Source organism: Actinophytocola sp. (assembly GCF_036402745.1).
Classification (GTDB): domain Bacteria; phylum Actinomycetota; class Actinomycetes; order Mycobacteriales; family Pseudonocardiaceae; genus Actinophytocola.
Map to the genome: position 1 here is coordinate 1 of NZ_DASWSJ010000108.1, position 13563 is coordinate 13563.

Genomic DNA, 13563 nt, shown 5'->3' on the forward strand with positions numbered 1-13563 from the left:
CAGGCATGTTCGACGTCGCAGTGATCGAGGACCCGGCCGCGGCCGAGGTGTCCCTGGACCCCATGCGGGCCAAGCTGTTGGCCGCGCTGGCCGAGCCGGGATCGGCGACCAGCCTCGCCAACCGGGTGGGCCTGCCGCGCCAAAAGGTCAACTACCACCTGCGCGCGCTGGAGAAGCACGGGCTCGTGGAGCTGGTCGAGGAACGCCGCAAGGGCAACGTCACCGAGCGCATCCTGCAGGCGACCGCCTCCTCCTACGTCATCTCTCCGATGGCGCTCAGCGCCGTGCAGCCCGATCCCGAGCGGGCGCCCGACCGCCTCTCGGCCCGCTGGCTGCTGGCCGTCGCCTCGCGGTTGGTGCGGGATGTGGGCACGTTGATCACCGGCGCGACGAAGGCGCAGAAACGCGTCGCGACCTTCGCGCTCGACGGGGAGGTCCGCTTCGCCTCCGCGGCGGACCGGGCGGCGTTCGCCGAGGAGCTCGCGCAGACGGTCACTACGCTGATCGGCCGCTACCACGACGAGAACGCCGGGGCCGGCCGCGACCACCGGCTGATCGTCGCGATTCACCCCACGGTCAGGAGCGAGTGATGGGACACGAGTTCAGCAAGGCCGACGAGGTCGAGGTCGACGCGACACCCGAACAGGTGTGGCAGGCCATCGCGACCGGCCCGGGCATCGACTCCTGGTTCATGGGCCGCAACGAGGTCGACACCGAGCAGGGCGCGGTCCGGATGTCGTTCGGCGGCTACCAGCCCGAGCACAAGGTCACCGCGTGGGAGCCGCTGCACCGCTTCGCCTACCGCTCCGACGACGCCCCCAACGGCCGGTTCATCGCCTACGAGTTCCTCATCGAGGGCCGCGACCGGTCCAGCACCGTGCTCCGCATGGCCGCCAGCGGCTTCCTCCCCGGCGACGACTGGGAGGCCGAGTACGACGCGATGACCAAGGGCGGCGCGCTGTTCTTCGCCACGCTCGCGACCTACCTGCGCCACTTCGCCGGCCGCACCGCGGTGCCGGTCACCGCGTTCGGCCCGATGATCACCGACTGGGACAGCGCCTGGGCCACGCTCACCAAGGCCCTCGGCCTGGCCACGATCCCCCGCCCCGGCGACCGGGCGCATCTCGACGTGGAGGGGCTCGAGCCGATCGACGGCGAGGTGTACTTCGCCAACGCCGACACGCTGGGCGTGCGCACCGGGGACGCGCTCTACCGGTTCATCAAGGGCTTCGCCGGCCCCATCATCGCCGGCCACCACCTGTTCGGCCAGGCCGACGAAGGCGCCGCGGAACGCGCCTGGCAGGCCTGGCTCACCACGACCTTCGCCTGATCTGGAGGAATGTCATGACCAGCACCATCACCTCGGCCGACGGCACGAAGATCGCCTACGAGCGCACCGGCGACGGACCGCCGCTGATCATCGTCGACGGCGCGATGTGCTACCGCGACAGCGGCCCGTCCCGCCCGATGGCAGCCGAGCTCGAGAGCGACTTCACCGTCCTCACCTACGACCGGCGCGGCCGCGGCGAGAGCGGGGAGGGCACCGAGATCGCCCTCGAGCGCGAGGTCGAGGACCTCGAGGCGCTCGCCAAGGAGGCCGGCGGCGCGCCGTTGCTGTACGGCTCGTCCTCCGGCGCGGTGCTCGCGCTCGAGGCGGCCTCCCGGGGTGTCGGCGCGGCGAAGCTCGCGATGTACGAGCCGCCGGTGATCGTGGACGACTCCCGGGACCCGCTGCCCGCGGACTATCCCCAGCAGCTGGACGCGATGATCGCCGAGGGCCGCCACGGTGACGCGATCAAGAGCTTCATGCGGTTCGTCGAGGTGCCCGGGTTCGCGATCGCGTTGATGCGGCTCATGCCGGTGTGGCCGAAGCTCAAGGCCGTGGCGCCGACGCTGCGCTACGACTTCGCGTTCATGTACGAGCTGCAGCGGGGCCGGGCGCTGCCGGAGACCCGCTGGTCGACGGCCACCCTGCCCACGCTCGTGGTCGACGGCGGCAAGAGCCCGACCTGGATGCGCAACGGCAACGAGGCGTTCGCCGAGGTGCTGCCGAACGCCACCTACCGGACCCTGCCCGGGCAGAACCACCTGGTGAAGGCCAAGGCCCTCGCGCCGTGGCTGCGGGAGTTCTTCGCCGGGTAAGGGACCGCCTCAGCACCCCTTACCTCGCCGATCGACGCCCCTCAGTGCCCGGGGTAAGGGATGTGCGGGCCGGTAGTGGGTGATCGTCGGATGCCCGGGTACCGGCCTCAGGACGAATCTTCTCCTTGTCAGCAAGACAGAGCGAACAAGGAGAAGGACATGAACTGGACGCCTGAGGTCGTGCGGGCCGAGATGGACTACCGGGTGGAGCGCGCGCTGGGCGACGTGCGGCGCGGGACCACCCTGGAGCACCTGCGGGCAGCGCGCGCCGGCCACCCCTCCTGGTGGCGGCGGGTGCGCGTGCAGCACCGTGCGACCAACGACGCGGCATGAGCGGTCCGGCCCGACCGGGCCGGCGACGACGAACGACGCCTTCGCGGACATCGCGGAGGCGTCGTTCGCTGGGCTCAGCGGAGGCGTCGTTCGGGGTCAGGCGGTGTGCTTCACCAGCTCGTCGAGGACCAGCGGCCAGTTCTCGAGGGGGAACTCGTGGCCCGTGTGCGGCAAGGGAACCAGGCGGGCGTCCGGGATCTCCCGGGCCAGGGCCTCGCCGTGGATGAGCGGGAACATCGGGTCCTCGGTGCCGTGCAGAACCAGCGTCGGCACCGTGATCTCCGGCAGCCTGGACCGCCAGCTCCCCTCACCGCCTTTGGTCGCGTAGTGGTTCTTCGCCGCGGACTCCGGCGACGTCGTCCGGTCGTACGCGATGGTCACCACCTCGCGGACGGCCGCCTCGTCGAAGGGCCTGGTCGGCGACGTCACCAGCCGCTGGCTCGCCACCTGGTAGTCGATGACCGCCGCCCGGTCGGTCCAGTCCGGCTCCGCGAGCCACTCGATCCGGCCCATCGGCAGGTCGGCGTCACCCGCCCCGCCGCTGGTCGACATCAGCGTCAGCGTCCTCAACAGCGCCGGCTCGCCGAGCGCCAGCAGTTGCGCGATCGCCCCGCCCATGGATATGCCGACCACGTGCGCCCGGCCCACGCCCAGCGCGTCGAGCACCCCGGCCGCGTCGGCGAACAGCTCGTCGGAGGTGTAGCCCGGCTCGCCCGGCGGGTGACTCACCGACTCGCCGGTGTCGCGGTGGTCGTAGCGAATCACGAACCGGCCGGCGGCCGCCAGCCGCGCGCAGAACCCCGGCTCCCACCAGTCCATCGACGCACCCGCGCCGCCGATCAGCAACACCGCCGGGGCCGACGCCGAGCCGAACGTCGAGACCCCCAGCCGCACCCCGCGAACGTCGAGCACCATCACCGCACCTCCCGGCCCAGCTTGCCCAGCAACGCCTCGAACGGCGACGCGCCCACGGGAACCGGCACCGGGTCGGCGAACGCACCGTCGGGCGCCGGGCCGTCGGACAGCGCGGCGACCGCGGCCACGACGCCCGCGTCCGGCGCGTACGGCAGCCCCGCGCCGGTCGCGAGGTCCCAACCGTGTACCAGCGACTCCGACAGGCTGATGTGCGCGATCACCCAGCCCGGCAGGACACCGCCGGGGAACGGGTGCTCGGCCGCGAGCACCTCGGGCCGGGCGAACGCGGCCAGGCACCGGCCGGTCGCGTCACGAAAACCGGCGAGCAGGTCCGTGCGCCCGGAGTCCTGCGCGCCGGACACCGTGCCCGCGAAGAAGTCGAGCGAGTCGACCAGGTGCTCGGCGACGTCGCGCACCGTCCACCCGGCACACGGGCTCGGCGCGTCCCACCGCCCCGCCGGGATCGCGGCGAGCACGTCGGCGGTCGCCGCGTAGCCGCGTTCGAGCACTGCGACGTCGATGCCGGTCAGCTGGGTCATCGGGTCCTCCCTCATCCGGTTGTCACCCCACCGACGAACGACCGAAGCCCGGATCGACAGCCGCTACCCGGAAACCTCGGCGAGCCGCCCGGCGAGGTAACGCCGCTCGGTGTCGCTGCCCGCGAGCTCGATCGCCGCGCGGTAGGCGTCGGCGGCCTCGGCGCGGCGGTCCAGCCGGCGCAGCAGGTCGGCCCGGGTCGCGGGCAGCAGGTGGTAGCCGGCGAGCTCGCCGTCCTCGACCAGGCGGTCCACGAGCACCAGCCCGGCCGCCGGACCGTCGGCCATGGCCACCGCGACCGCCCGGTTGAGCTCGACGATCGGCGACGGCACGTACTTCCCGAGCTCGGCGTAGAGCGAGGCGATCTGCGGCCAGTCGGTGTCCGCGGCGGTCGGCGCGGTCGCGTGGCAGGCCGCGATCGCCGCCTGCACCTGGTAAGGCGCCGGCCGGCCGCGGCGCAGCGCCGACTCCAGCAACGCGACGCCCTCGGCGATCTCGGCGGCGTTCCAGCCGCCGCGGTCCTGGTTGTCGAGCGTCACCAGCTCACCGTCGGCGTCCACCCGGGTCGACCGGCGCGCGTCGTGCAGCAGCAGCAACGACAGCAGGCCGGCGACCTCCGGCTCGTCGGGCATCAGCCCGGCCAGCACCCGGGCGAGCCGGATGGCCTCCTCGGTGAGCGAGCGGCGCACCAGGTCGGCGCCCGCCGTGGCCGCGTAGCCCTCGTTGAACAGCAGGTACAGCACGCCGAGCACGGCGCTCGTACGCTCGGGCAGCAGGTCCGCGGGCGGGACCCGGTACGGAATGCCGGCGTTGCGGATCTTCTTCTTGGCCCGCACGAGGCGCTGGGCCATCGTGGCCTCCGGCACGACGAACGCCCGCGCGATCTCGGCGGTGGTGAGGCCGGTGAGCGTGCGCAGGGTCAACGCCACCCGCGCATCGAACGCGAGCGCGGGGTGACAGCAGGTGAAGATAAGCCGCAGCCGGTCGTCCCGGATCTCCTCCGCCGGCTCGGGATCGGCGGCCACCTCGGCGAGCGCGGCGACCTCACGCAGCTTGGCCGCACCCACCGCGTCACGGCGCAGCCGGTCCACCGCCCGGTTGCGTGCGGTGGTGGTGAGCCAGGCGCCGGGCCTGCGGGGCACGCCGTCGCGCGTCCAGCGCTCCAGGGCCAGCGCGAAGGCGTCCTGCGCGCACTCCTCGGCGAGGTCCCAGTCGCCGGTGACCCGGATGAGGGTGGCCACGACCTGGCCCCACTCCGCGCGGAACGCCGCCGCGACGGCGGCTTCGACCGAGGCACTCACCAGAGCGGACGCACCTCGACCAGCCCGAACCGGGCGACCGGATGTGCCGCGGCGATGGCGACAGCCTCGTCGAGGTTGGCGCAGTCGATGACGGCCAGGCCGCCGATCTGCTCCTTGGTCTCCGCGAACGGCCCGTCGGCCAGGAGCACCTCGCCGTCGCGCACCCGAACGGTGGTGGCGTCGTCGGCCGGACGCAGCACCTCGCCGCTGACATATGCGCCGCGGCGCTTGACGTCCTCGACCCAGGCGAGCGCGTCGTCGGCCTCGCAGATGTCCTTCGACGACAGGTCCGGGGCATCGGACCCGTCGCCGCCGATCAGCAACAGGTAGCGCACACCTCATGCTCTCACGGGATTTCCGCGCTCGAGACCCTCGTCGTCGTCCGGGTCGCGTAGTACGGTTCGTAATGAACCGATGGCGTTGGGTAACAACCGTATCTGGGGAGGAACGGTGGTCACGAGCCGGCCGGTCGGCTACCGCGGCATTTTCCGCGACACCGAGTTCCGCGCGTTGTTCACCGCGCAGACCATATCGATCATCGGTGACCAGTTCGCCCGGGTGGCCCTGTCCGTGCTGGTGTTCGACCGCACCGGCTCACCGGCGTGGACCGCGCTCACCTACGGCCTCACCTTCCTCCCCGACCTCGTCGGCGGCCCGCTGCTGTCCGGGCTCGCCGACCGGCACCCGCGGCGCGGCCTCATGGTCGGCGCGGACGTCACCCGCGCCGGGCTGGTGGCGCTGATGGCGGTGCCCGGCATGCCGATCTGGCTGCTCTGCGTGCTTCTGGTGGCGGTGCATCTCCTCAGCGCGCCGGCGGGAGCCGCGCGTGGGGCGCTGCTGCCCGCGGTCCTCGGCGAGCGCGACTACCCGGCCGGGCAGGCGGCACTGCAGTCGGTCACCCAGGCCGCGCAGGTCATCGGCTTCGCGGGTGGCGGGGCGCTGGTCGCGGCCATCGGCACGGGCGGCGTGCTACTGGCGGACGCGGCGACGTTCGCGGTGTCCGCGCTGCTGGTGTGGTCGCTGGTGCGGGAGCGGCCGGTCGCGGGCGGGGGCGAGGACACGCGTCGCGCGTGGTGGCCGGACCTCCTCGCCGGCTCCCGTCTCGTGTGGACGGACCGGCGGCTGCGCGCGCTGGTGCTGTTCGCGTGCCTGGGCGGGTTCTACATCGCGGGCGAGGCGCTGGCCGCGCCGTACGCGCACGCGCTGGGCAGCGGTGCGGTGGCGGTCGGGTTCATGTTCGCCGGGTACGCGGCGGGCGCCGCCGCGGGGATGCTCGTGCTGGCCCGGCTGGCGAAACCGGTGCGGCTGCGGCTGTTGCCGCCGCTCGCGATCGCGTCGTGCGTGCCGCTGGTGCTGTGCTTCGCCGACCCGGGCCTCGTGCTCGTCGTCGCGCTGTTCGTGGCCTCGGGGATCGGGAGTGCCTACCAGGTGATCGCGTCGACCACGTTCGTGCTCGCGGTGCCGGACTCGCGGCGGGGGCAGGCGTTCGGCCTGGCGGTCACGGCCATCAAGGTGTCGCAGGGTTTGGGTGTGACGCTCGCCGGACTCGCCGCCGAGGGGATGGCGCCGCACCAGGTCGTCGGTGTGGCCGGACTGCTGGGGGTGGTCGCGGCGGCCGGGGTGACGTGGACCTGGCGGACCGCCGAGGGGCCCGCGGGCTCCCTCACAGGCCAGCCAGCATGATGCGCTTGACGCATACCTGTCGTACTCGGTCCTGCCGGTCCCGGCGGCCGCACGAGCGGGCGCCGCACTTCAGCACGTGGGACATCGGCGCGGTCGGGCACGTCGAGCGCGACCTTGTCCGCATCGTGGCCGCGGAGGCCACCAGTTAGGCCATTGGAGTGACGGGCCACCGCCGGGTAACACGTACTGTGATCAGCGCGATCATCTTAATGGTCACGACTACTGCCGGTAGCCGCCAGGCTGTCCGTGACCCCACGTCACTCTGAGGAAGTCATGCGAACCTTGTCCCCGGTTCTGGCTCCCGCCGGCCGGTACACCCCAGCCCTGTTCGTCCTGGTCGGCCTCGGTGCGGTCGGCTTGCTCGCGCCCTGGTCCTGGGCCCCGTTGCCGGCCATCGCGCTCGTCATCGGCACCATCCTCGTCCTCGGCGCCCGCAATGCGCTGCGCCGCGCGTCCCGGCAGATCGACACGATCCTCAGCGAGGAGCTCGGCCCGGACACCGACACCGCCGAGATCGTCACCGACGGTAAGCGTCCAATCAGCTAGTCCTGCGGGACCCTGGCGGTGGGAAACGGCCGCACGGTGCCCTGCTGGGGCCCGGCGCTCTGCTTGGGCAGCGGCACGACGTTGGACGCTGTCCCGTCCCGCGGCGCCGTGCCGGCCACCCGGGTGCGGTCCCGGCCCGCCGCCTTCGCCTCGTACAGGGCCGCGTCGGCGGCCAGCAGCACCGTCGTCCGGTCCTCGCCGTGCCCGGGGAAGATCGCCGCGCCGACCGACGCGGTGAGCCCGCTGATCACCCGCTCGACCCCGTCCAGATCCGTGGTCGTGACCTTCAGCGACGCGACCGCGGCGCGGATCCGTTCCGCGGTGACCGTGACGTCGGCCGCGTCGAGGCCGGGCATGACCACGGAGAACTCCTCGCCGCCGTACCGGCCGACCATGTCGTGGCCGCGCACCGAGTGCTTGATCGCATCGGCGACCGCGCGCAGCACCGCGTCGCCCGCCAGATGGCCGTAGCGGTCGTTGACCCGCTTGAAGTGGTCGAGGTCGAGCAGCAGCACGCCGAGCGTGCCGTCGAGGCGCCGGGCCCGGTCCATCTCGTCGGAGACCAGCTTGGCCCAGAACACCGAGTCGAACAGGCCCGTCTTGGCGTCGCTGCGGCTGGCGTCGCGGAACTGCGGCATCAGCAGCCCGGTGTGCAGCGAGAAGACCGTGACGACGAGGAGCGGCGTCCACCACGGGTGCGCCGCGACCATGACCGCGATGCCGCCGCCGAGGCCGATCGCGCCGGCGATCATCAGCTGGTCGCTGGCGTGCCCGAGTGCCATGCGCGGCGGCTGGTCCGGGTTGGTGGCGACGATGACGAACACGACGAGCCCGTAGTTCACGAGCCGGTACAGCGCGCCGGCGGCGACCACTGCGGCCAGCCCGCGCGGGCTGTCCAGAGCGGTGGCGAACGGCTCGGAGTGCGTGGGGTAGACGGCCGCGAGCACGGCGTAGGCCGCGGCACTCGCCAGCACGACGGTGGCCGCGGAGAAGATCTTGCGATGCACCAGCGCGCGGCGACGGTAGACCCGGAACCAGTTGTAGATGTAGCTGACGACGAACAGCAGGCAGATCAACGGCGGCGGCAGCAACAGGATCGCGGCGAAGAACCACACGGTCTGCAGGTGGTTGTACGGCGCGCCCTCCGCGGCGATCTCGCGGAGCCGCTCCATGCCGCGGGCTGCCTCCAGGTGCACCGTCGAGGCGAGCACCAGCAGGCCGAGCCAGATCCAGTGTTGGGTGGTGACCGGATAAAGCGCCGCGGTGGCCGTTACGACGGCCACCGCGGCGAATTCGGCCGAGAGGATGTATACCTGCACGAACCTGGGGAGGGACCATAGGGTCCAGCGGTTGGGCGTCAGCCGCCGCCACCCCTGCACGGGGTCAGGATGATCCGCACCGTGCACTACCGTGTCCCTTCGCAACGAGGGTCAACGGTAATGGCTCGGACACACAGTGTCGCGACTCCAAACGAGTGACGACCCTGAGCGAGCACCTGCTCGAGGAGGTGTCATGTCTTCAACCAAGAACACCGGTCGGCCCGCCGAATGGCGTTGACGCGCGACTGATGGGAGGCGTTCGCCGTGGAGATGGCACGACGAGCGCCTTTCATCCATTCCAGCCGGTGTTCTAAGCGATGCCCAGGCGGGCCAGCGGCTCCACCAGCTCACGCTCCTCGTAGGACAGGTGGGAGAGCAGCGTGTCGGTGAGCAGGTCGACCGCGTCGCTCAGCTCGAGGATCCCGTTCGGGTCACTCACCGTGGCGACGAGGGCGGCGTCCACCCGGTTGAGCACGTCGTGGATCACGTGGTGCTCCTCCTTCAGCCGGTCCAGCACCGGGGCCAGGCGCGGGTCCGCGCGGCGGATCTGCGGGAAGAACGACGTGTCCTCGAGCGAGTGGTGCATGGTGACGAACCGGCAGTAGCTCTCGCAGAACGCGCCGAGCGTCCAGTTGTTCTGGCGCATGGTCATCTCGTTGATCTCCGACCGGGCGGCGCCGACGTCGAGTGAGCCCTCCATGACCTGCCGGACCAGCCCGCGCACCCGGTCGAGCTCGCCGCGCAGGTGGTCGTGGATCTCGATCAGGTGCTGGCCGGTCATCCGGCCGTGGTCGACGTAGGTGGCGTCCGGGTCGGCCTCGGGGCCGGTCGGGCGCCGCGTCTCGTCCCACAACCGCGTGCTCGACAGGCGGGTGCCGTCGTCGGGGGTCGGGGTGACGCCGAGCCGGCTGTTCTCCCGCGGCGCCACGGGCTCGATGGCCGCGGGCGTCCTCGGCGCGCTGCCGAGATCGCGCTCCTGGGCCACCAGCTCACGCACCGCGGGCGCCACCTCCTCGGCGAAGCGGCGCAGGTCGTCGTCGCCGTCGCGGTCGACCATGAGGACGAAGCCGCTGATGCCGTCGGTGAGGGTGAGCTCGGCGAGCTGCTCGACCCAGACCTTGGCCGGGGCACGCAGGAACTCCGCGCCGGAGCCGGCGAACGAGCCGGCGATGTTGTACAGCCGCCGGATGTCCGATGTGGACCGACCGGCGGCTTCGGCGGCCTCGTCGATGAGCTCGTTCATACCGGCGAGCTGCTCCGGCGGCACGTAGGGCGAGCTGGGCAGCCAGCCGTCGGCGGCGCGGCCGATGAGCCCGAGCATGCGCTTCTTGTAGCCGCCGACCCAGATGCCGACGTCGTGCACGGGGAACGGACCGGGGTGCGCGCCGGCGAGCCGGTAGTGCTTGCCGTCGAGCCGGATGCCGCGGCCGGGCGTCCACAGCGCGCGCAGGACCTTGATGGCCTCGTCGAGTGCCTCGAGCGACTCGGCCGGGGTGCGGCGCGGGCCGTCCATGGCCTCGATGGCGTCCCAGAACGCGCCGGCGCCGAGGCCGAGCTCGGCGCGGCCGCCGGAGAGGATGTCGAGGCTCGCCACGCTGCGCGCGAGCACGCCGGGCGGGCGCAGCGGGAGGTTGGCGACGTTGGGGAAGACGCGGACCTTGGTGGTGCTGGCCGCGATCACCGACAGCAGCGTCCAGGTGTCGAGGAAGCCCCCTTGGTAAGGATGGTCCTGCACGCTGACGAGGTCGAGCCCGAGCCGGTCGGCGAGCCGGGCGAGGGTGAGCGTGTCTCCGGCAGCTTCCGCCGCGGGTGGCAGGAAGACGCCGAACTCGAGTGGGTGGCCATAGTCGGGCATGGAACAAGTATGCCACGGGATATTCTGTCTGACAGACGTTCTCATGTGCCGCGTATCATAGGGCCCATGACGGCACTGGACGGCGACCTCGGCTGGACGCTCGGCGTGGTCTTCCGTGCCTACGTCAAGGCGAGCAACACGGTGATGGCCGACGTGCCCGGCGGGCACCGCGGCTACCAGGTGCTTACCGCCGCCGCGCGGGACGAGGCGCCGTCGCAGTCGATCCTGGGTGCCCAGCTCGGCATCGACCGCACGGTGCTCACCTATCTCCTGGACGACATGGAGCGTGCCGACCTAGTGGCACGCAAGCCCGACCCGGCCGACCGCCGCACCCGTCAGATCGTGGCGACCGAGCCCGGCCGCGCACTGCTGTGCCGGCTCGAGGAACGCCTCGCGCACGCCGAGGCGCACATCCTCGCCGGCCTCCCCGGCGACGAGCAGCAGACCCTGAAGGCCCTGCTCACCCGGCTGGCCGCGCACGCGAACGCGCTGGACCCGGTGGACAGCACCTGCGCGGTGGTCGAGGACATCAGCGCCAGCCGCCCCAGGCGCTAGCCACAACCCGCCGATCGTCGGGTTGTGGGCGTGTGGTCTAGACCGGCATGCTTTGTTGGCGCGCGCAACAAATGTTCAGCTCCTGAACGAACGGAGAGCCGACAATGATGTCCGCACGCATCACCCTGCTCGCCGTAGCCGCGGTGGCCGCGGCCACGCTGCCGGGGGCGGTCGCCAACGCCGACAAAGCGCCGGCCGACGCCCAGGCGGTCGTGTTCGCCGACGAGTTCGACGGGGCGGCCGGCACCGCGCCCGACGCGAGCAAGTGGCAGCTCGAGACCGGCGACAACGTCAACAACCACGAACGGCAGTTCTACACGAACTCCACCAGCAACGCCGCGCTCGACGGCAACGGCAACCTCGTGATCACCGCGCGCCGGGAGAACCCCGCCAACTACCAGTGCTGGTACGGAACCTGCGAGTACACCTCGGCCCGGCTCAACACCTCGGGCAGGTTCACCCAGACCTACGGGCACTACGAGGCCCGGCTCAAGATCTCCCGCGGCCAGGGCATGTGGCCGGCCTTCTGGATGCTCGGCGACAACATCGGCGGCGCCGGCTGGCCGCAGTGCGGCGAGATCGACATCATGGAGAACGTCGGCTTCGAACCGTCCACAGTGCACGGAACCATCCACGGCCCCGGCTACTCCGGCTCCGGCGGGATCGGTGCGCCCTTCTCCGTCGGCGGCGCGTTCGCCGACGACTTCCACACCTTCGCGGTCGACTGGGCGCCGAACACCATCACGTGGTCGGTGGACGGCCACGCGTACGAGACCCGTACGCCGGCCGACCTGAACGGCAACCACTGGGTGTTCGACCACCCGTTCTACATCATCATGAACCTCGCGGTCGGCGGGTACTGGCCGGGCGACCCGGACGGTTCGACCACCTTCCCCCAGCAGCTCGTCGTGGACTATGTGCACGTCACCACCGGCTCGACCGGTGGTGGCTCGGGTGCGACGGGCCGGATCACCGGCTACGGCGGCAAGTGCGCCGACGTGGCCGCGGCGAGCACCGCGAACGGCACGGCGGTCCAGCTGTACGACTGCAACAACAGCAGCGCGCAGAGCTGGACCGTGGGCTCGGACCAGACCCTGCGGGCGCTCGGCAAGTGCATGGACGTGACGTCGGCCGGTACGGCGAACGGCACACAGGTGCAGCTGTATGACTGCAACGGCTCCGCCGCGCAGAAGTGGCAGCCCGGATCGGGCGGGACGCTGGTCAACGCCGGGTCGGGCAGATGCCTGGACGCGACCGGCCCGAGTTCGGCCAACGGCACCCGGTTGCAGATCTGGGACTGCAACGGTTCCGCCGCCAACCAGAAGTGGACGCTTCCGTCCTGAGGATCCAGGGCCGGTGCCTGCCATACCGGCAGGTACCGGCCCCGATCAGGCGTGCCGCGCCGGTGCCGGGGGTATGCCGAGTGACGGCAGGGACGAAAGCGGCACTCGGGGACATCGTGCCGCGTCAGCGTCCGCTCCGGGGGGCTGCGAAGGGGGCGGTGTTGAAGGCGGCGCGTGCGTATCCGATCACCGAGCACACCACCGACCTGCGCGTCGAGTACGTCGAGGAGCCCACCCCCGGCATCGGAGAGGTGCTGGTGCAGGTCACCGCCGCCGGAGTAACGCCGTGGGACCATACCGTCGCCACCGGCGCCATGCCAGGGCCGGTCACGCTGGGCAACGAGGGTGCGGGCGTCGTCGTCGCCGACCCCGCCGGCCGCTGGGAGCCCGGCACTCGCGTGATGTTCTTCGCCGGCCCCGTCGGCGTGACCGCCGACGGCACGATGGCCGAGTTCGCGGTGATCCCGGAACAGAACCTGGCCGAGATACCGGTGAACGTCTCCGACGAGGTGGCGGCCACGGTGCCGATCGCGTACCTCACCGCCGTGCTCGCCCTGCGGCTGGGCATGTTCTCGCGGGGCGCACGTGTCTTCTCTCCCGCCATCGGCGGCAGTGTCGGCAACGCGACCGCCCAGCTGGCCCGCGCCCTGGGCGCCTCCGCCGTGGCCGGCAGCACGGGCAGCACGGCCAAGGCCGAGGCCGTACGCGCGGCGCCGTGGGCGTACGGGATCGCGGTGGCCGACCTCGAACGGCACCGGCTGGCCGACGGGCTCGGCGACGGCTTCGCCGGCGGGATCGACCTCGCCGTCGACGGCGTCGGCGGGGAGCTGACCGCGCAGATCGCCGGGGCGCTGGCGACCGGAGGGCGGATCGTGCTGGTCGGCGGGGCCGGCGGCAGGGTCGCGCAGCTGCCGATCGGCGAGGTCGTACGGCGCCGTGCCAGCCTGCACGGGTTCTCCCTGACCGCGGTCGATGCGGCGCAGTCGCGTCTCGCCTGGTCCACCATCATCGGCCTGCTGGCCGGCGGGCGGATC

At 72.0% G+C, this 13563-nt stretch carries 16 protein-coding genes; 10 read left to right on the forward strand and 6 right to left on the reverse strand.

Annotated features, from left to right (window positions below; all coding sequences use genetic code 11):
- The first annotated feature begins 5 nt into the window (after positions 1-5).
- The 4 genes from VGD70_RS10285 to VGD70_RS10300 all read left to right on the forward strand — a co-directional run bounded on the left by VGD70_RS10285 (position 6) and on the right by VGD70_RS10300 (position 2475).
- Entirely contained in the window at positions 6-590 is a 585-nt protein-coding gene (locus tag VGD70_RS10285; RefSeq protein WP_331080516.1) for a helix-turn-helix domain-containing protein, read from the forward strand.
- Positions 590-1330 carry an SRPBCC domain-containing protein gene (locus tag VGD70_RS10290; protein ID WP_331080488.1) on the forward strand — a complete coding sequence of 247 codons (741 nt, stop codon included), beginning with the start codon at positions 590-592 and terminating at the stop codon, positions 1328-1330. The genes VGD70_RS10285 and VGD70_RS10290 overlap by 1 nt, the downstream gene beginning before the upstream one ends.
- Positions 1331-1344: 14 nt before the next feature.
- Positions 1345-2142 carry an alpha/beta hydrolase gene (locus VGD70_RS10295; protein ID WP_331080490.1) on the forward strand — a complete coding sequence of 266 codons (798 nt, stop codon included), beginning with the start codon at positions 1345-1347 and terminating at the stop codon, positions 2140-2142.
- A 159-nt stretch (positions 2143-2301) separates the two neighbouring features.
- Positions 2302-2475 (forward strand): hypothetical protein, encoded by a 174-nt coding sequence (locus tag VGD70_RS10300; RefSeq protein WP_331080491.1) that lies wholly within the window; start codon positions 2302-2304, stop codon positions 2473-2475.
- 96 nt (positions 2476-2571) lie between these two features.
- On the opposite strand, the gene VGD70_RS10305 is transcribed toward VGD70_RS10300, so the two are convergent.
- The 4 genes from VGD70_RS10305 to VGD70_RS10320 form a co-directional block, all read right to left on the reverse strand.
- Entirely contained in the window at positions 2572-3390 is an 819-nt protein-coding gene (locus VGD70_RS10305; RefSeq protein WP_331080492.1) for an alpha/beta hydrolase, read from the reverse strand.
- Positions 3390-3929, reverse strand: coding sequence for a TIGR03086 family metal-binding protein (locus VGD70_RS10310; protein ID WP_331080494.1), 540 nt, complete (start codon positions 3927-3929; stop codon positions 3390-3392). The genes VGD70_RS10305 and VGD70_RS10310 overlap by 1 nt, the downstream gene beginning before the upstream one ends.
- A 63-nt stretch (positions 3930-3992) precedes the next feature.
- On the reverse strand, positions 3993-5228 hold the full coding sequence (locus VGD70_RS10315) for an RNA polymerase sigma factor (RefSeq protein ID WP_331080496.1): 1236 nt from the start codon (positions 5226-5228) through the stop codon (positions 3993-3995).
- Positions 5225-5563: a YciI family protein gene (locus VGD70_RS10320; RefSeq protein WP_331080498.1), complete on the reverse strand. Its 339-nt coding sequence runs from the start codon at positions 5561-5563 to the stop codon at positions 5225-5227. Before VGD70_RS10320 ends, VGD70_RS10315 begins: the two co-directional genes overlap by 4 nt.
- A gap of 115 nt (positions 5564-5678) precedes the next feature.
- On the opposite strand from VGD70_RS10320, the gene VGD70_RS10325 reads away from it, so the two are divergent.
- From VGD70_RS10325 to VGD70_RS10335, 3 genes are all read left to right on the forward strand, one after another.
- On the forward strand, positions 5679-6911 hold the full coding sequence (locus VGD70_RS10325; RefSeq protein ID WP_331080500.1) for an MFS transporter: 1233 nt from the start codon (positions 5679-5681) through the stop codon (positions 6909-6911).
- A 5-nt stretch (positions 6912-6916) separates the two neighbouring features.
- Entirely contained in the window at positions 6917-7060 is a 144-nt protein-coding gene (locus VGD70_RS10330) for a hypothetical protein (RefSeq protein WP_331080502.1), read from the forward strand.
- A 124-nt stretch (positions 7061-7184) separates the two neighbouring features.
- Positions 7185-7457 (forward strand): hypothetical protein, encoded by a 273-nt coding sequence (locus VGD70_RS10335; protein WP_331080504.1) that lies wholly within the window; start codon positions 7185-7187, stop codon positions 7455-7457.
- Here VGD70_RS10335 and VGD70_RS10340 read toward each other — a convergent pair.
- Together VGD70_RS10340 and VGD70_RS10345 are read right to left on the reverse strand one after the other, a co-directional pair.
- On the reverse strand, positions 7454-8740 hold the full coding sequence (locus tag VGD70_RS10340) for a GGDEF domain-containing protein (RefSeq protein ID WP_331080506.1): 1287 nt from the start codon (positions 8738-8740) through the stop codon (positions 7454-7456). The genes VGD70_RS10335 and VGD70_RS10340 overlap by 4 nt on opposite strands.
- A 346-nt stretch (positions 8741-9086) precedes the next feature.
- Entirely contained in the window at positions 9087-10631 is a 1545-nt protein-coding gene (locus tag VGD70_RS10345) for an LLM class flavin-dependent oxidoreductase (RefSeq protein WP_331080508.1), read from the reverse strand.
- Positions 10632-10697: 66 nt separating this feature from the next.
- Here VGD70_RS10345 and VGD70_RS10350 point away from each other — a divergent pair, with 66 nt between their 5' ends.
- The 3 genes from VGD70_RS10350 to VGD70_RS10360 form a co-directional block, all read left to right on the forward strand.
- Entirely contained in the window at positions 10698-11186 is a 489-nt protein-coding gene (locus tag VGD70_RS10350) for a MarR family winged helix-turn-helix transcriptional regulator (protein WP_331080510.1), read from the forward strand.
- A gap of 107 nt (positions 11187-11293) precedes the next feature.
- Positions 11294-12529, forward strand: coding sequence for a family 16 glycosylhydrolase (locus VGD70_RS10355; RefSeq protein WP_331080512.1), 1236 nt, complete (start codon positions 11294-11296; stop codon positions 12527-12529).
- 161 nt (positions 12530-12690) lie between these two features.
- Positions 12691-13563 (forward strand): zinc-binding alcohol dehydrogenase family protein (locus VGD70_RS10360; RefSeq protein WP_331080514.1); only part of this gene is annotated, 873 nt, incomplete at its 3' end.